The organism is Paenibacillus dakarensis, from assembly GCF_001373415.1.
In the GTDB taxonomy this organism is placed as follows: domain Bacteria; phylum Bacillota; class Bacilli; order Paenibacillales; family Paenibacillaceae; genus Paenibacillus_AQ; species Paenibacillus_AQ dakarensis.
In genome coordinates, this window is the sequence record NZ_CDSE01000041.1 from 55,878 (window position 1) to 71,827 (window position 15,950).

At 49.3% G+C, this 15,950-nt stretch carries 17 protein-coding genes; 9 read left to right on the plus strand and 8 right to left on the minus strand.

Going from position 1 to position 15,950, the window contains the following annotated elements; all coding sequences use genetic code 11:
• Window positions 1–80 precede the first annotated feature (80 nt).
• The gene (locus BN1234_RS11685) at window positions 81–938 is read left to right on the plus strand and encodes a lipoate--protein ligase family protein (RefSeq protein WP_054956840.1); all 858 of its coding nucleotides are present in this window, start codon (window positions 81–83) and stop codon (window positions 936–938) included.
• 317 nt (window positions 939–1,255) lie between these two features.
• Here the strand turns inward: BN1234_RS11685 and BN1234_RS11690 are convergent, their stop codons facing one another.
• On the minus strand, window positions 1,256–1,699 hold the full coding sequence (locus BN1234_RS11690; RefSeq protein ID WP_054956841.1) for a hypothetical protein: 444 nt from the start codon (window positions 1,697–1,699) through the stop codon (window positions 1,256–1,258).
• A 47-nt stretch (window positions 1,700–1,746) separates the two neighbouring features.
• On the minus strand, window positions 1,747–2,646 hold the full coding sequence (locus BN1234_RS11695; protein WP_054956842.1) for a LysR family transcriptional regulator: 900 nt from the start codon (window positions 2,644–2,646) through the stop codon (window positions 1,747–1,749).
• Between the two features lie 232 nt (window positions 2,647–2,878).
• Between BN1234_RS11695 and BN1234_RS11700 the strand changes: the two genes are divergently transcribed.
• The 5 genes from BN1234_RS11700 (at window position 2,879) to BN1234_RS11720 (ending at window position 6,911) form a co-directional block, all read left to right on the plus strand.
• Window positions 2,879–3,850, plus strand: a complete 972-nt coding sequence (locus BN1234_RS11700; RefSeq protein ID WP_245640159.1) for a YeiH family protein — start codon at window positions 2,879–2,881, stop codon at window positions 3,848–3,850.
• A 111-nt stretch (window positions 3,851–3,961) separates the two neighbouring features.
• Window positions 3,962–4,468, plus strand: a complete 507-nt coding sequence (locus BN1234_RS11705) for a cupin domain-containing protein (RefSeq protein WP_054956844.1) — start codon at window positions 3,962–3,964, stop codon at window positions 4,466–4,468.
• 134 nt (window positions 4,469–4,602) lie between these two features.
• Window positions 4,603–6,066, plus strand: a complete 1,464-nt coding sequence (locus tag BN1234_RS11710) for an alpha-amylase (protein WP_054956845.1) — start codon at window positions 4,603–4,605, stop codon at window positions 6,064–6,066.
• 56 nt (window positions 6,067–6,122) lie between these two features.
• On the plus strand, window positions 6,123–6,302 hold the full coding sequence (locus BN1234_RS11715) for a CsbD family protein (protein ID WP_054956846.1): 180 nt from the start codon (window positions 6,123–6,125) through the stop codon (window positions 6,300–6,302).
• A 132-nt stretch (window positions 6,303–6,434) separates the two neighbouring features.
• Window positions 6,435–6,911, plus strand: a complete 477-nt coding sequence (locus BN1234_RS11720; RefSeq protein WP_054956847.1) for a glutathione peroxidase — start codon at window positions 6,435–6,437, stop codon at window positions 6,909–6,911.
• On the opposite strand, the gene BN1234_RS11725 is transcribed toward BN1234_RS11720, so the two are convergent.
• Window positions 6,906–7,637 (minus strand): HAD family hydrolase, encoded by a 732-nt coding sequence (locus tag BN1234_RS11725; RefSeq protein ID WP_054956848.1) that lies wholly within the window; start codon window positions 7,635–7,637, stop codon window positions 6,906–6,908. The genes BN1234_RS11720 and BN1234_RS11725 overlap by 6 nt on opposite strands.
• 180 nt (window positions 7,638–7,817) lie before the next feature.
• Here BN1234_RS11725 and BN1234_RS11730 point away from each other — a divergent pair, with 180 nt between their 5' ends.
• Window positions 7,818–8,687, plus strand: a complete 870-nt coding sequence (locus BN1234_RS11730; protein WP_245640157.1) for a class I SAM-dependent methyltransferase — start codon at window positions 7,818–7,820, stop codon at window positions 8,685–8,687.
• Here the strand turns inward: BN1234_RS11730 and BN1234_RS11735 are convergent.
• The 5 genes from BN1234_RS11735 to BN1234_RS11755 all read right to left on the minus strand — a co-directional run bounded on the left by BN1234_RS11735 (window position 8,680) and on the right by BN1234_RS11755 (window position 13,723).
• Window positions 8,680–9,729, minus strand: coding sequence for a CdaR family transcriptional regulator (locus BN1234_RS11735; protein WP_054956850.1), 1,050 nt, complete (start codon window positions 9,727–9,729; stop codon window positions 8,680–8,682). The genes BN1234_RS11730 and BN1234_RS11735 overlap by 8 nt on opposite strands.
• A gap of 111 nt (window positions 9,730–9,840) precedes the next feature.
• Window positions 9,841–10,986: a glycerate kinase family protein gene (locus BN1234_RS11740; RefSeq protein ID WP_054956851.1), complete on the minus strand. Its 1,146-nt coding sequence runs from the start codon at window positions 10,984–10,986 to the stop codon at window positions 9,841–9,843.
• 33 nt (window positions 10,987–11,019) lie between these two features.
• A complete protein-coding gene (locus BN1234_RS11745) occupies window positions 11,020–12,315 on the minus strand; it encodes a GntP family permease (protein ID WP_054956852.1) in 1,296 nt (431 codons plus the stop codon).
• A 218-nt stretch (window positions 12,316–12,533) separates the two neighbouring features.
• Window positions 12,534–12,977: a threonine/serine exporter family protein gene (locus BN1234_RS11750; RefSeq protein WP_054956869.1), complete on the minus strand. Its 444-nt coding sequence runs from the start codon at window positions 12,975–12,977 to the stop codon at window positions 12,534–12,536.
• Window positions 12,978–12,997: 20 nt separating this feature from the next.
• A complete protein-coding gene (locus BN1234_RS11755) occupies window positions 12,998–13,723 on the minus strand; it encodes a threonine/serine exporter family protein (RefSeq protein WP_245640160.1) in 726 nt (241 codons plus the stop codon).
• A 138-nt stretch (window positions 13,724–13,861) separates the two neighbouring features.
• Between BN1234_RS11755 and BN1234_RS11760 the strand changes: the two genes are divergently transcribed.
• The gene (locus tag BN1234_RS11760) at window positions 13,862–14,188 is read left to right on the plus strand and encodes a YnfA family protein (protein WP_054956853.1); all 327 of its coding nucleotides are present in this window, start codon (window positions 13,862–13,864) and stop codon (window positions 14,186–14,188) included.
• Window positions 14,189–14,487: 299 nt separating this feature from the next.
• On the plus strand, window positions 14,488–15,780 hold the full coding sequence (gene serS, locus BN1234_RS11765) for a serine--tRNA ligase (RefSeq protein ID WP_054956871.1): 1,293 nt from the start codon (window positions 14,488–14,490) through the stop codon (window positions 15,778–15,780).
• The last annotated feature ends 170 nt before the right edge of the window (window positions 15,781–15,950 follow it).

Below are 15,950 nucleotides of genomic sequence, written 5' to 3' on the forward strand. Positions count from 1 at the left end.
CCCGTAGTCTTCTTTATTTCGTCTTTATGGTATTCTCTATATATTCAACTTGCCGGCTATTATTGAAGGAGGCCTTTGTCATGACTGCAATTCCATATTTACTCGAGGGGACCGGCCCCATCCTGATGCTGGATCGAAGCCAAGACCTAGCTGAACCGGACGTGCTCTATTCCTTTGCTCTGGATGAGCTTCTATGCCGGGTAACAGGGCGGGGCGGCCCGGCCATATGCCATATATGGCGGCATCCCCGCGCGTTTGTTATGGGTGTCCGTGACAGCAGGCTGCCTAAGGCTTCGGAAGCGGAAGTGCTGCTGCAGACACTTGGTTACGATACAGCCACCCGCCATTCGGGCGGAGCTGCCGTCCCTCTCGATCCGGGTGTAGTGAACTTGTCCCTCATCCTTCCGCTTGGAGATCACCCAAACCATCAGAACTTTCATCAGGATTTCGAGATGATGGTGCTCCTTATTCGTGAAGCACTCAAGGATTCGGGATATACCGTGGATACCGGCGAAATTGCCGGAGCCTTCTGTCCGGGTGCCTATGACCTGAGCATCCATGGCCGGAAGTTCTGCGGGATCGCCCAGCGCAGACAGAGCAAGTCTTTCATTATTCAAGCCTTTATTATCGCGGAGGGATCCGGCAGCGAACGTGCCCGCCTTGTCCGTTCCTTCTATGACCAGGCGGCCGGACAGGCGGATCCCGCCGATTATCCGCTCGTTCAGCCCGATTCCACAGCGAGTCTGGAAGAGCTGGCAGATCTGGGTCCAAACGCCGTTTCCGTCTTTACGGAAGCGGTCAAGAAGGTCATCCGGAACTGGCAATTGGCTGCAGATCCGGCAGCCCTGACAGCTGCCGCCGCTAAGCTTGTGCTTCCTTCCCCAGAAGAAATCCGCACTATGGCGCACTCCCTCAGACAGCGCTATATGCGGGAATAGATGAGTATGCCAAAAAGGGTTGTTCCCAGTAATCATTACTGCTGAACAACCCTTTTTATTAAATTCGGACTATGCTTATTACATTTCTGGCTGATAAGGCGGACGGACCGATCTCCGACGGTCCCAGATGTGCAGAATGAAGAAGCAGACGATGTATACTGCTTAAAGCATTGTAGCCAATATATGCCCCGATTAGCAATGATAAACCATGCTCAAGACTTCTATTACACAAAAAAAAGACATCCCCTCATTCAGGGATGCACTGCAATCAATCATTTCTATAACGACCGCACTTCCGGCATATGCCTTACCGGCCATTATCCTCTCATAGACGACGAGGCAGCCTTCCTTCTGATCCGCTTCTGTGCCCACCTCAGCAGCTCCTGGAATGCCCAATATACCGACGCACCCAGCATAAAGGGATATCGGTATGCGGTCCAATCCCCGGCTCCCATCAAGAGGGAGAAGCCCCATCCTAATGCGACACTTCCGAGCAAATAAGAAATAAGCTTCATAGCAATCGCTACGCCCTTGGGGGCTCCGTTAAACAAACGCTCAACCGCAGCATCCAGCACCAGTGAAAGCGGGACGCCGAGAAGAAGATACACTGGAAACAGAATGATCCATCCTGTGATAAAAAGCATGAAATACGATTCATAGCCAATTCCCGTCTCCCTCATATCAATTGGCGTGTAATCCCCATAAGCTGCGATCAGACAGATGAGGAGCGAAGAAAGGAGTGCTGATATCCATTTTGACATCACATTTATCACCTCTACCACTAATAACACGGCAAAATAGCAAGAGGTTACATATACCGTGGCGGAAAAGCTTTATTTAGGCGCAGCATATCCAGAAAAATTTCTGCTGCTCTTGTATGATACGGCGTCCCCTGCGTAATCAGGGAAAAATGCCGCCGCACCCGTTCGCCGTCAGGCTGCAGCATCAGCAGTGTTCCGAGTGCAATCTCTTTCCTCACAGCCCAGTGGGACAGCAATGTCACTCCAAGCCCTGCCTCCACCGATTCTTTTATCAGCTGCGTACTCCCAAACTCCACCTTATGCTCCGGTTGATATCCCCACTTCGTAAACATCTGCTCGGTCACATAACGTGTTCCTGACCCGCTCTCCCGTACAATCCAGGCTTCATCGCTCAGCTCGGATAGACTGATCGTATCCCGTCCCGCATAACGCTCCGCATTCGGTGCAATAATAAACAAATCATCCTCTGCAAAAGCCTCAATAAAAAGCTTGTCATGATGATATTCTCCTTCTACGATTCCGATATCCGCCTGGTGATTCAAGATCATTTCGGCCACCTCTGCCGTATTTCCAATCTGAATTTTGGGCTTGATCAAGGGGTATTCATCACGTAGATGCGCCAGCACATGCGGCAGCACGTACTCTCCAAAGGTGTAGCTCGCACTGATCGACAAATCACCACCGGCCCGGTGCAGCAGATCATCGACGAGTGTATGCATTCGAGTATACTTTCCCAAAATATCCTGGGCATGATGAAATACAATTTCACCTGCCCGGGTTAAGCGCACATATTTATTTGTTCTTTCGAGCAGCTTGGCATCCATGGTTCGTTCCAGCGCCTGTATGTATTGGCTTACCGCAGGCTGGGTCATATTCAGCTCCTCTGCTGCCCGCGTAAAGTTTCCTTTCTCTACAACCGTCACAAAAACTTGTAACGAGAGATCCATTGATCGAGCTCCCTCCTTCCCTAGATCTATGTATGATTTAAAAGATTATCATAACCTTTTACTTATGATAATAATTATGATGATTTATTATTCTTATTTAAGAATATCAGTTACGATGAATTAAAACCATTTAACCGGACATATCGGAGGTACAGTAATGAGATCAGAAGATCACACACTTTCGAATCAGGAACCATATGAAAACCAGCGGCCAAAACAGAAAAACACAATTATGGCTATGGCAGGCGGAATCGGTTTTACATTTATAATCGCACTTATAGGCTATGCCCTATCTTCCGTGCCTAAACTGAGTGTTCTGGGACAATTGGCATGGGCGATTCTAATTGCTGCCTTAATCCGTCAGCTGTGGGGATACCCTGAGGCCATTCGATCCGGAATACAGTTTACAGCGAAGAAGTTGCTTCGGCTTGCGATTATTCTGTACGGACTCAAGCTCAATATTGCCATCGTATTCAGCCAAGGCCTGGGGCTGCTGCTTCGGGATGTTGTCGTCATTGTGTTCGCTATTCTGGTAACCATGCTGCTGTCAAAATGGCTTAAAGCCGACGGTTCCCTCTCGCTACTGCTTGGGATTGGAACCGGTGTATGCGGTGCAGCGGCCATCGCAGCCGTATCACCGATCCTGAAAGCTAAAGATGAGGATACGGCACTTGGCGCAGGAATCATTGCTTTTGTCGGCACCGTGTTCGCCGTTGTTTATACGCTGCTGCAACCTGTTCTTCCGCTTACAGAAGGACAATACGGTATATGGTCCGGCATCAGTCTTCATGAACTTGCCCATGTTGCCTTAGCTGCAGCGCCTGCCGGAGAAGGGGCGCTTGCGGTCAGCCTGCTGGCGAAGCTTGGACGGGTATTTCTTCTGATTCCACTGAGCCTTGTATTGATGTATTGGATGCGCCGTACCGGACGGATCGAGAAGGGTTCGAAGCTTGAATTCCCTTGGTTCCTACTTGGTTTTATTGCCCTTAGCCTGATTGGCAGTATTGAATTCGGCGGTACGCCCCTTATTCCTGCCGGCTTAAAGAACGGTATTGCAAACTCGGCATCCTTTATTCTTGCAATGGCTATGGTAGGCCTTGGACTGAACATTCATATCCAGTCCCTTCGAAAGGCTTGGCGTCCGCTGCTTGCTATGACCATCACATCCGTACTGCTTGCCGTACTCGCCTTCTGGATGTCATAAAAATAACCAAGCGCTGATTCCCCCGGACAATGGAGTGGTATATTTATACATGCCAATCTTCATGAACGAAAAAAATCCGGCGAAAGACATCCAAAAATGAGGTAAACGATAATGAATGAGACGGTTAAAGCCTTCATGTTTGAAGATGACGGGATGATCCCTAATCATCCCACACTCCCTGTCCTTCTATATGTTAATGCATTAAGCAATCAATCCGAACAGATCGAAAGCATCTTTAATCGCAATGGATGGCGAAACAGCTGGCAGAATGGTGTTTTTCCATACCATCATTACCACAGCAACGCCCATGAAGTGCTTGGTGTCATCTCAGGCTCTGCCCTTCTTCAATTGGGCGGTGAGCAAGGAGCACAGGTTGAACTGAACACCGGCGATGTTGTTGTGCTTCCTGCAGGAACCGGTCATAAGAAAATATCCTCCTCCGCAGATTTTCTTATTGCCGGAGCATACCCGGATGGCATGGATTACAACACTCGCCGTGGAGAGCCAAGTGACCGGCCCAAAGCGCTTGAGGAGATACGCCATGTCCCGCTCCCGTTATCCGATCCGGTTTACGGCACAGATGGACCATTGATACGGAAGTGGCGAAACGGATGTTAACAATAACCGAAAATCGGGTAAATTATTATGATACGGCTATAACCCTCTTCGCAGAGTTTAGCCTTCTTTTTCGTGGGTAGGCTACAAGGATCACCATAACGTTGTTGAGTTATAACTTAGAGGAGATGGGTTCATTGCAACGAAATCATACCATTATGCAATTTTTCGAGTGGCATATTGCAGCTGACGGTTCTCACTGGAATCGCCTAAGAGATGCTGCACCTCAATTAAAACAGGCCGGAATTACCTCCGTTTGGATCCCCCCGGTAACCAAAGGCCAATCTGCTGAAGACACGGGTTATGGAGTATACGATCTGTACGATCTCGGTGAATTCGACCAAAAGGGAACCGTTGCTACGAAATACGGTACCAAGGAGCAGCTGATTGAAGCCATTCAGGCGTGTAAGGATAATGGCATAGCCGTTTATGTCGATCTGGTCATGAATCACAAGGCTGGGGCAGACGCCACAGAACGGTTCCAGGTCATTGAAGTAGACGAAATGGATCGCAACAAGGATATCTCCAAGCCCTTTGAAATTGAAGGATGGACCAAGTTTACCTTTCCGGGACGCGGGGATACTTATTCGTCATTCAAGTGGAACTTCAACCATTTTAACGGAACAGACTACGATGAAAGCCAGGGCCGTACCGGCATCTTCCGTATCTTGGGTGAGAATAAATCATGGAGTGACAATGTAGATAATGAATTCGGCAATTATGATTACCTCATGTTCGCCAATATTGATTACAGTCACCCCGATGTCCGCCGCGAGATGACGGAATGGGGCAAGTGGATGATTGATACGCTGCATTGCAACGGATTCCGCCTCGATGCCATCAAGCATATTAACTATGATTTTATTAAAGAGTTTGCAGCAGCGATGAGGGAGAAGGAAGGGGATTCCTTCTATATCGTCGGTGAGTTCTGGAATCCGGAGCTGGATGCCTCGCGTGAATTCCTCGATTCGATTGATTATCAAATCGACTTGTTCGATGTATCTCTCCATTACAAGCTGCATGCCGCATCTGAAGCTGGAGCTGACTTTGATTTGCGGACGATTTTTGATGATACCCTGGTTCAGTCCCATCCGACAAATGCCGTTACTTTTGTAGACAATCATGATTCACAGCCTCATGAATCGCTTGAATCGTGGGTACAGGATTGGTTTAAGCAAAGTGCCTACGCCTTAATATTGCTGCGTAAAGATGGCTACCCTGTCGTCTTTTACGGAGATTATTATGGCATTGGCGGAGAAAACCCCATCCCCGGTAAACAGATTGCCATCGATCCGCTGCTCTATGCCCGTTCCAATAAAGCCTATGGCAAGCAGGAGGACTATTTCGACCACCCTAACACGATTGGCTGGGTTCGCCTGGGCGTTCCTGAAATCGAGCGCTCCGGCTGTGCGGTTGTCATATCGAATGGTGATGAAGGCAGCAAGCGAATGAATGTAGGCGCAGAACGAGCCGGACAAGTCTGGGTTGACCTAACCAATACAAGGGAAGACAAGATCACCATTGGTGAAGATGGTTTTGCAGAATTCCCGGTAAATGGCGGCAGTGTTTCTGTATGGGCGCAGCCTGATGAAAATGTTTAAAATTTTCTCTAATCGGTTAATACCTTGTATCCTTAAACCGAATGGAGATGTTAATAATGAGCGATCATAACGGACTCGGAGATAAAATCAAAGGCGGCGTTTCCAAGGCAAAAGGTGAGGTAAAGGATCAAGTAGGTAACGCCACCGATAACAAATCAATGCAGGCCGAAGGTAAAGTGGATAAGGCCAAAGGCGAGGTTCAGCAAAAAGTCGGCGAGGTTAAAGACAAGCATTAAGGTATATATACAAGAACCCCGGGCCTGATGGGTCCGGGGTTCTTTCGTTGTGGCAAGGGGTGGATTGAAACCCCAGTGAAGCGGATATCGTATACACCCTTATCATATTTTAATAGAAGGAGCATCTGCCTAATGTCTATTTATGATTTCGAGGTCACTACCATTAACGGTCAACATCAAACACTGGAATCCTACAAGGGTCAGGTCCTGCTGATCGTAAACACAGCCACCAAATGCGGTTTCGCTCCACAGTTCGATGGTTTGGAGAAGCTTCACGAGGCTTACCAGGATCAAGGCTTTGCGGTTCTCGGCTTTCCCAGCAGTCAATTTATGAATCAAGAGCTTGCGAACGATGCTGAAATCGCCAGTGCCTGCAAGCTGAATCACGGAGTCACCTTTCCCCTGTTCTCCAAAATTGATGTCAACGGGGCGAGCGCACATCCACTGTTCAAGTATTTGTCCTCTGAGGCGCCTGGGGCTCTAGGCACCAAACGAATCAAATGGAACTTCACCAAATTTCTTGTGGATCGAAACGGCAAGGTTATCAATCGATTTGCCCCGGCCGATACGCCGGAAAAGATCGAAAGTCATATTAAAGCACTGCTATAGGCGAGCCTTCAAGATCTCACCCAGTTCCTCATAGCTTGTCGCCGTGTAATGAGGAGTATGTTCAGATTCCGGCTTTGCTCTGCGGTGGTTAAACCAGATGACATGCCATCCGGCATTCAAGGCACCGATCACATCATTGCGCCAAGAATCTCCTACATAGAAGCTGTTCTCGGGACGCGTTCCCGTCTTTTCATTCACATAAGCGAAAATACGCGCGTCCGGCTTGTCCCAGCCCACGGCGCCGGAGACAAATAACCGTTCATCCGGGATGATGTCACCGAGATTCATCGCTGCGATTTTGTTCATCTGATGCTCCAATGGCCCATTCGTAATCAATCCAATAATATGACCGTCGTCTGCGAGCTGCTTCAGCAGCTCACGTGCACGGGCAAACATCTGAATATCATACTGGCATCCGATATATGCGGCCTGCATTCGTTTCGCCTGGTCAGAACTCAGCTCTATGCCGAATTCCTGCAGAGCGAGCTGAAAGCGTCGTCTTCGCATCTCTTCCACCGTCTCTTCATACTGCTGCGAACCCGCGCCGCCAAGCTCAAGCGACAGTATATCGCTGTAATATCTCATCCGGTGGTAAGCTGCTTCATAAGGAAAATCGGCCGCCGGATGGGCGATCTCATCTACTGCACGACGGAATGGAGTCAGATGATCATATAATGTATCATCCACATCAAAGAAAACCGCTTTTTTATGTTCATTCAAATGCATGGGTTACCCTCTTTCTAGTCTGGTTCATCTCCTGCTGCTCTATATCATTGTATTGCACCTTTTATATGGCCTCAACCTCTTGGGTCATACTCATAACGGGTACAGCCAATTCAGCCCGCTTCCGTTACATGCGTAACAGGCGGGTAAAAAGTAACAACATTCGATCAAGTGGAGGTTTAGATGATGAAGAAGCATGAACAGGACCTGAACGCAAACGCGGAACGCCGTAATATTCCAGAAGGAAACCGGCAGAGCAATGTGGACCGGTTCTCCGGCTACCAGGATACGTATGATCGGTACCGACCGGAGGCACCGGAGCAAGTCATTGATATTTTGACAGGGTATTTACAGCGAAAGCCCGCTCTTGTCGTGGATATTGGCTGCGGAACCGGTTTGTCTTCTTATGTTTGGAAAAATGCCGCAGACCGAATCATTGGCATCGAGCCGAATGATGATATGCGGCAAAAGGCTATCGATAAGCTTCAGGAACAGGAGCGTACAGACCATATCAGCTTTATCGCTGGCTATTCTAATCAAATCCCGCTGGATTCAGAGTCTGTAGACATCATCACCTGCTCCCAATCGTTTCATTGGATGGAGCCAGCGAGCACACTCAAGGAGGCCGCACGCCTGCTGTGTACAGGCGGGATCTTTGCCGTATACGATTGCGATTGGCCGCCGAGCCTGCACTGGCCAATCGAGAAAACCTGTCATGAACTGATTGAATCGGCTGAGATGCTAATTAATAAGCATATCGAAGACGATCGTAAAGCCCGTAAAGGGAATAAAAATGAGCATCTGAAGCATATTCGGGAAAGCGGCCTGTTCCGGTTTGCCAAAGAAATTGTATTTCACCATATGGAGCCTTGTAACGCTGAAAGATATGTCGGGCTTACCCTAAGCCAGGGAGGTATTCAAACCTTGTTCCGGCATGGAATACATGAGCTGGATTCTGCCATCGATGCTTTCATACAGCAGGTGGAGGCGTATTTCCAAGGGCAGCCGCGGGAAGTCATGTTCAGCTACCGATTGCGTCTTGGCATCAAATAATGGACGGCTGCTCCCTCCACATTAGCGCGCAGAGAAGCTCGAACAGCTCGATGAGCGAACGGGGGTCCTTTCCTGTCAGCTGCTTGATCCGGTTTAACCGGTAGTTGAGCGTATTCCGATGGATGTTTAGTCGTTTGACAGCCGCATTATGGTCCCCGTTCTCAGCTATATATACCTGCAGTGTTTCCAAAAGTCCCAGCTTGTCCCCATTCTGATAGAGCACGTTGTACAGCGCACCCAGCTCTTTGCGGTCTTCGTGGGATAGGTGAATGAGAAATTTCAGGTCAATATACCGGTTAATCATTCGGGATGGACAAATTTTCGCGCCCGTCTCCATGGCTAAGACTGCCTGTTCCAGGGAGTGTGCCCCCAGCTCCTCGGCTTGGCCCACCCCGACCCTGACAACCGCTTTGAAATCGGCAAGTTTGGCCAATATTTCCCTGATTTTCAGGGTATCTGTAATATAGAACACGGTCTTGTCATTCTCAAGGCTCCAATGATGCGGGTATTCTTGAGTAAAGTGCTGAAACTCCCTTGCACCAAAATCAGCATGAACCAGTACCGCCTCACACTTTCGGGTGAGATCAAGGCCGTAATCCTTGGCCCGTTCCAGAAAATCCTGATCATAAGCAACTTTTCGGTAGGACAGCTCCTGATAGAATTTTCCCTTCCGCTGTTTCTCATCCTGGTTCTTCTTGTTTTGTGCTTCCTGCTCAATTAACAGCACCACGGTTACTTTTAACAGCTTGCTAAAAGGTCTGACCTCATCTGGATGCCCTGTGATCCCGACAACCCCAATCACCCTGCCGTCCATCACGATCGGCTCATTAACGCCCGGCTTCATGCCGCCCCCTGCCTCATAAACCTCATTGATCTGGCCGGAATGAATGGCCTTGAGCGCTCCGGTATGAAACGTACCGATGCGCTTAGACTCTCCGCTGCCGATAATAATCCCCTTCTCATCCATGACATTGATATTATAGGGAATAACCTTCATCATTTCATTGGCGATTCTCTCTGCAAGCGATCTTGATAGTTTCATGATGTGCCTCCCCGCTCGAATCCTTTAGTCTAATCTCTTTCTTATGCCTGACTTTAAGCATATGAATACAGAAAGAGGCTGACCGGTATACGGCAGCCTCTTGAATTTACGCTATTTTACCGATCTTAACAATCGAATAACATTCTCCGACGTTCTCTCCACATTCTCCGGTCCATGTGCCAAAGCCTCCGCAAGCGTTGCTGCACATGGCATAATTCCGAATATACTATCAATTCCTTTATCGTACAGAACCTCAATCTGATCGCCAATCCGTCCCGCCAAGGCCACGACAGGCTTGTCGTATTTCTTGGCAACCATCGCTACACCAAGCGGCGTCTTGCCGTATTGAGTCTGAAAATCCATGCCGCCTTCACCCGTCCATACCATATCAGCCTGCTGGACCTTCTCCTCAAGCCCCGTGTAATCGATCACCATATCGATTCCTTTCTTCAGCACGCCGCCGAGGAATATCATCAGGCCTCCGCCCAATCCACCGGCCGCACCTGCACCCGGCACATCCACGATATCCTGGTTCAGCTGACGCTGAATCACATTCGCGTAATGACGAAGGTTGTCGTCCAGCTGCTGAATCATATCCGGTGTTGCCCCCTTTTGAGGCCCGAACACATGGGATGCGCCTTGGGGACCGCATAACGGATTCGTTACATCACAAGCGACCTCTACCTCCACATCCCGAAGACGCGGGTCAAAATGCGTCAGGTCAATGCTTGCAAGTCTGCCAAGGGCACCGCCGCCGCCAGGAAGCTCATTTCCATCTGCATCAAGCAGCTTCCCTCCCAGCGCCTGAACCATTCCGGCTCCGCCGTCGTTGGTTGCACTTCCCCCAATACCGATCAACAGCTTGCGGACTCCATGATTCAGACATGCCCTGATCAATTCACCCGTACCATAAGTTGTTGTAATGAGCGGATTTCTGTGCACTGGGGCAACGAGATGGATACCGCTCGCGCTCGCCATTTCCAGAATGCCCGTTACCCCGTCTCCCGATATCCCGTAGGAAGCCTCCACTTCGTTTCCCAGAGGCCCTCTCACCTTCAAGGTATGAACACGGCCTCCGGTTGCATCGACCAGTGACTGCATTGTTCCTTCTCCGCCATCCGCCATCGGTACATGAATGCAGCTAATATCGGGGTTACCCTTCCGGATTCCCTTTTCCATCGCTTCGCATACTTCCTTGGCCGTCATACTCTCTTTGAAAGAATCCGGTGCCAGGACAATCACCATATCGTTTTTCATCGTGCTCCACCCCATCTTTATACTATTCATAATCTAAAATACAAATCCGTATAAAATCGTAGCCGCAATCGTCATCGTTAAACCGACAATACTCTCGTAAGGGATGAGCTTCATTCGCTCCTTAATACTCATCTTAACGGATTCTGCCGTAACGTGGAAGAAGTTTCCATGAGGCAAATGGTCAATTACCGTAGCACCGGTATGAACCATGACCGCTGCGCTTAACGGAGCCGTGCCCATGGACAGAATAGCTTCACCAAAAGATCCCGCCGCCACAATGGAAGCCGTCGATGTAGATGCCGTTGCGGCACCCATCAGAATACCTGCAAGCGGTGCGAGGAATGTGCCTGAAACACCCAACACATCAATCGTGTCAACAACAACCGCACTTAAATTCGATTTGGAGATAATGCCCGCGATGGCGCCGGCACCAATCAGAATAATAGCGGTGCCTGTCATTTTATTCAGACCCGAGGTTGTAAAGTTAATGATTTGTTTGCTCTGCTTCATAGCGATCAGACCGATAATGCCGGCAACCGGCAGAATAATCATCGAGTCGATCTTAAACGCCTTCAATGCTTCAATGCCGAAGATGCTGCCGATCGGGTTGATCGCGAGCAGTACAATAGCTACAATCGGAGCGACCATGGAACGGCCAAAGCTCGGTTTTTCCTTCTTGACTGCTCCGTTATCCACTTGATCCGTGTCCGCCACCATCACACCTTTTTTCATCAGCATCTTAGCCACGATTACGGTAACGATCAAGCCTGCAACGGCTGGTAAGAATCCGTTAATCATCACTTGGGCCAGATCTACGTCAAACCCCTTGGCTACCGCAATGGTATTCGGGTTCGGGGAAATAATGTTGCCTGCTTTACCGCCGCCCACCAATGCAAGCAGCAAGGCTGTTTTGGATATGCCTATCTTTTTCCCGACCGATAATGCAATGGGTGCAACGATGATAATGGCTACGGTAATGAAGACCCCGACTGCGGTAATAATCATCGTGGCCAGCGCAATGGATAAAAGCGCTTTCTTTTCACCGAGCTTGGAAACAATCGTTTCCGCAATACGCTCGGCTGCGCCGGATTCAATCAGAATACCTGCCAGCACACCAGCCGCCAATACGCGAACGACCGCGCCCATGACACTGTTCGTGCCCTCAATAATATACTGTACGGTTAACTCAATCGATGCTCCGCCCAGAAGACCGCCTATGACAGCGCCTCCAAACAGGGCATAAACCGGATTTACTTTTTTGAAAATAAGTACGATAGCTAGGACCAGTCCGATAATAGCTCCGCCCCAATGAATTACTGTCCCTTCCATGCTGCTGCCTCCCCAAAAAGGTATCGTGATGTTATAATGCTTGTCATTCTCCATGGAATTGATGACGCTTACAGTTGTAAGTATAAAGGCCCGCAGGGCGCAATTCTATTGATAGGATAACGTATTTCATTGTGCATATGCACAAAAGTGATATACATCACATTATTATCTTTCGCTAAAAAAAGGCCGGGAATTCGTTTCCCGGCCTTTCGTTTGGATTACAGCTTCCGAGGCAAGGCTGCCTTCTTGATCACCTGGTTCGTTACTTCTGCCAGCAGCAAGCCCAGCGCGATCGCACCCGAGATCATAAACGCTCGCGCACCCAGCTGAACGGCAAGATCATATTGATTTTGGGCGACATGACGCAGGGCATCGTAGGCGAGACCGCCGGGAACAAGGGGTATGATTCCGGAAACACTGAATACAATAATGGGCGTTTTATATTTTTTTGCAAAAAAGTAACTGATCATCGTGACCACGAATGCTGCGATCACCGTTGCCGCCACCGGGTTCATCCCCATATTTTGAAACCAGATATACAGGATCCATCCGACCATGCCGGCAAAACCGCACTGTACCAGCGCTTTACGCGGTGCATTGAAGATCATCCCGAAGGCAGCAGAAGCAATAAAGCTCGTTATAATCTGTTGAATATACATCATCATAAAGTTCGCTAACCTCCTTAATAGAATGACAGCATGAACGCGATGCCTGCGCCAATGGCAAACGATGTAATGAATGCCTCCGCTCCCTTGGACAAGCCGGAAATCAAATGTCCTGCCATCAGATCACGGATTGCATTCGTGATGACCAGCCCGGGAACAAGCGGCATCACCGAGCTGATAATGATGATATCGATCTGCTGTCCATATCCGTTCTTCACCATCCACACGGCAGCCAAACCGATGGTCATTGCCCCGGAGAACTCGGCAAAGAACCGCACCGGAATAACCCGCTGAATATAGACAAAACAGGAAAATCCAAGTCCGCCAGCCAGCGCAGCCGGAAGGAAGTCCTTCCAAATCCCCTTGAACATAATCAGGAAGCAGCCGCTTGCAACAGCAGACAAGAGTATAAGCAGCCACATCGGATAATTGGGCCTCGCCCTCTCTACCTCACGCAAGGCCTGCTGGGCTTCGGAAATCGTTAATTCTCCCATGCTGATTCTCCTTGAAATGGTGTTCACCAGGTCGATCTTATTCAAATCCGTTGTACGGTCCGATATCCGAATCAATCTCGTAATATGCTGCGGCTCCTCCACTGAAAAAATAATCCCTGTTGGGGTCATATAACTGTGGCTGTTATTCACCCCATAAGATGCGGCGATCCTTATCATTGTATCCTCAACGCGGTACGTTTCCGCCCCGCTCTGAAGCATAATTTTACCGGCGAGCAGACAGACTTTCATAATCTCATGCTCGCGTTGCAGCAGCGTGTCCAATGCTGTTCCTCCCAGCTCTAAAGTTGTACATTTGAGTCTCATCCTATTATAGTATTTCTGACCCCGATATATTGTAATTAATTTTGACGACAGGCAGGGTGAGAGATGATACATTCCATCATTATATTTTTGCTGGCTGGAGTGGCTGAAATCGGCGGAGGTTACTTGGTATGGCTATGGCTGCGGGAAGGACGGCCGTATTGGTACGGGATCATCGGAGCCATCGTGCTGGTGCTGTACGGAATTATCCCTACACTTCAGAAATTCCCGGATTTCGGAAGAGTATACGCCGCTTACGGCGGTGTGTTCATCATTCTTTCGGTGTTATGGGGATGGGGCGTTGACAAAAAAATGCCGGATATATATGACTGGATTGGGGCGGCTGTATGTCTTGTCGGCGTGTCCATTATGCTCTGGGCACCGAGGCATTAAATGGAACAGCGCACAGCAGCCCGTCCCTTGAATCAAAACATATGCTTGCGGTATAATATATACAAATATCGAAATCAGGCCAATGAAGAGCTTCCAACTCTGAGGCGTTCTCGTTAAGGGGTCTTCCCCCTAAGTTAACCGGCTTTCGCCCGTTATCGCGGAATCAAAGTGGATTAAGCTTCTGAAGCTTCAGCAGTTTAATCAATTTGGGTGGCACCGCGAGCGCATAAGCGTCCCTCGTCCCATACGGACTAGGACGCTTTTTTTGTTATTTCTGAAACAGAAGGGACGCGGTGATGATGATTGACATGAAATGGCTTAGAGAACAGGAAGAGAATCAGTTAAGAGTACAGCAAGCAGCCGATCAAAAAGGAATTAAGCTGTCGGTGGCGGAGCTTTTGAAGCTTGATGAGCAGCGGCGGTTGCTCTTGCAGGATGTAGAAGCCCTGCGCCAGAAGCGGAACCAGCTTACACAGGAGATCAGCGTCCTCATGCGGGAGGGAAAACGGGAGCAGGCTGAGCCTGTAAAGCAGAAGGTTAAAGAGATCAATGAGCAGCTGACCGGACAAGAAAACCAGCTTCGTGAAGTCGAAGCGGCGTACTCGGAGCTTATCATGCTTGTACCAAATATCGTCTCGGAGGATACGCCAGTGGGTGCCTCGGACCAGGATAATGTGGTGGTCAGACAGATCGGGGAGCCCCCTGTGTTCCCGTTTCCGTTCCGGGATCATGTGGAGCTCGGCGAGATGCATCAAATGATTGATATCCCCCGCGGCGTCAAAACCGCCGGCAGCCGAAATTACTACTTGGCTGGTGTAGGGGTTCAGCTTCACAGGGCTGTGCAGCAGCTGGCACTGGACCTGCTGGTGAAGAAAGGATTTACACTGCTCGATGTGCCGCTTATGGTACGGACAGAGGCACTCATGAACACAGCCTTCTTCCCGCTGGGCAAAGACCAGACCTTCCATATCACGGATGAAAATAAATGGCTGGTCGGCACGGCGGAGGTTCCGCTCGTCTCGTATTACAGCGGTGAAACTGTAGATGTTACAGAGCCTCTGAAGCTTGCTGCAGCTTCGATGTGTTTCCGCAGTGAGATCGGCTCGGCAGGCAAGGATGTACGCGGGTTGTACCGGGTTCACCAGTTCGCCAAGGTTGAGCAGGTTATCTTGTGTAAGGCAGATCTGGAGGTATCGGAGCGCATGCATCAGGAGATCACTGCGAATGCTGAAGAGCTCCTCCAGCTGCTGGAGCTTCCTTACCAGGTGATGGCCGTCTGCACGGGAGACATGTCGCAGAAGACGTACAAGCAATACGATATCGAAACCTGGATGCCAAGCAGAGGTGCCTATGGCGAGACACATTCGTCGTCGAACCTGCTGGACTTTCAGGCCCGGCGTTCGAACATCCGATATCGGGATGAAGACGGAAACTTGCAGTACTGCCATACCTTGAACAATACGGAAGTCGCCTCGCCGCGCATCCTGATTCCTCTGCTGGAGAATCATCAGCTGGAGGACGGATCGATTGCCATTCCAAAGGCTCTTCAGCCTTATATGAACGGAATGGAACGGATTGAGTTACGGAAATAATAAAGGAGCCTGAATCCTGCTCTCTGGGAACACCGAACAAAGAGCCCTACCTGTGAAGTAAGGGCTCTTTTTGGGATGCCTCGAGTATAACCACTTAACAAAAGTTTCGTTATACGCCCACAGGGTATATAATACAACTGTGCTATTTTTTAAACAGTATCTAAATAGGA

What these genes read in the sequence shown, in the direction of transcription:
- BN1234_RS11685 (WP_054956840.1), top strand. Translation starts at nt 81, where the DNA reads ATGACTGCAATTCCATATTTACTCGAGGGGACCGGCCCCATCCTGATG.
- BN1234_RS11690 (WP_054956841.1), bottom strand. Translation starts at nt 1,699, where the DNA reads ATGTCAAAATGGATATCAGCACTCCTTTCTTCGCTCCTCATCTGTCTG.
- BN1234_RS11695 (WP_054956842.1), bottom strand. Translation starts at nt 2,646, where the DNA reads ATGGATCTCTCGTTACAAGTTTTTGTGACGGTTGTAGAGAAAGGAAAC.
- BN1234_RS11700 (WP_245640159.1), top strand. Translation starts at nt 2,879, where the DNA reads ATGGCTATGGCAGGCGGAATCGGTTTTACATTTATAATCGCACTTATA.
- BN1234_RS11705 (WP_054956844.1), top strand. Translation starts at nt 3,962, where the DNA reads ATGAATGAGACGGTTAAAGCCTTCATGTTTGAAGATGACGGGATGATC.
- BN1234_RS11715 (WP_054956846.1), top strand. Translation starts at nt 6,123, where the DNA reads ATGAGCGATCATAACGGACTCGGAGATAAAATCAAAGGCGGCGTTTCC.
- BN1234_RS11720 (WP_054956847.1), top strand. Translation starts at nt 6,435, where the DNA reads ATGTCTATTTATGATTTCGAGGTCACTACCATTAACGGTCAACATCAA.
- BN1234_RS11725 (WP_054956848.1), bottom strand. Translation starts at nt 7,637, where the DNA reads ATGCATTTGAATGAACATAAAAAAGCGGTTTTCTTTGATGTGGATGAT.
- BN1234_RS11730 (WP_245640157.1), top strand. Translation starts at nt 7,818, where the DNA reads ATGATGAAGAAGCATGAACAGGACCTGAACGCAAACGCGGAACGCCGT.
- BN1234_RS11735 (WP_054956850.1), bottom strand. Translation starts at nt 9,729, where the DNA reads ATGAAACTATCAAGATCGCTTGCAGAGAGAATCGCCAATGAAATGATG.
- BN1234_RS11740 (WP_054956851.1), bottom strand. Translation starts at nt 10,986, where the DNA reads ATGAAAAACGATATGGTGATTGTCCTGGCACCGGATTCTTTCAAAGAG.
- BN1234_RS11745 (WP_054956852.1), bottom strand. Translation starts at nt 12,315, where the DNA reads ATGGAAGGGACAGTAATTCATTGGGGCGGAGCTATTATCGGACTGGTC.
- BN1234_RS11750 (WP_054956869.1), bottom strand. Translation starts at nt 12,977, where the DNA reads ATGATGTATATTCAACAGATTATAACGAGCTTTATTGCTTCTGCTGCC.
- BN1234_RS11755 (WP_245640160.1), bottom strand. Translation starts at nt 13,723, where the DNA reads ATGAAAGTCTGTCTGCTCGCCGGTAAAATTATGCTTCAGAGCGGGGCG.
- BN1234_RS11760 (WP_054956853.1), top strand. Translation starts at nt 13,862, where the DNA reads ATGATACATTCCATCATTATATTTTTGCTGGCTGGAGTGGCTGAAATC.
- serS (WP_054956871.1), top strand. Translation starts at nt 14,488, where the DNA reads ATGATTGACATGAAATGGCTTAGAGAACAGGAAGAGAATCAGTTAAGA.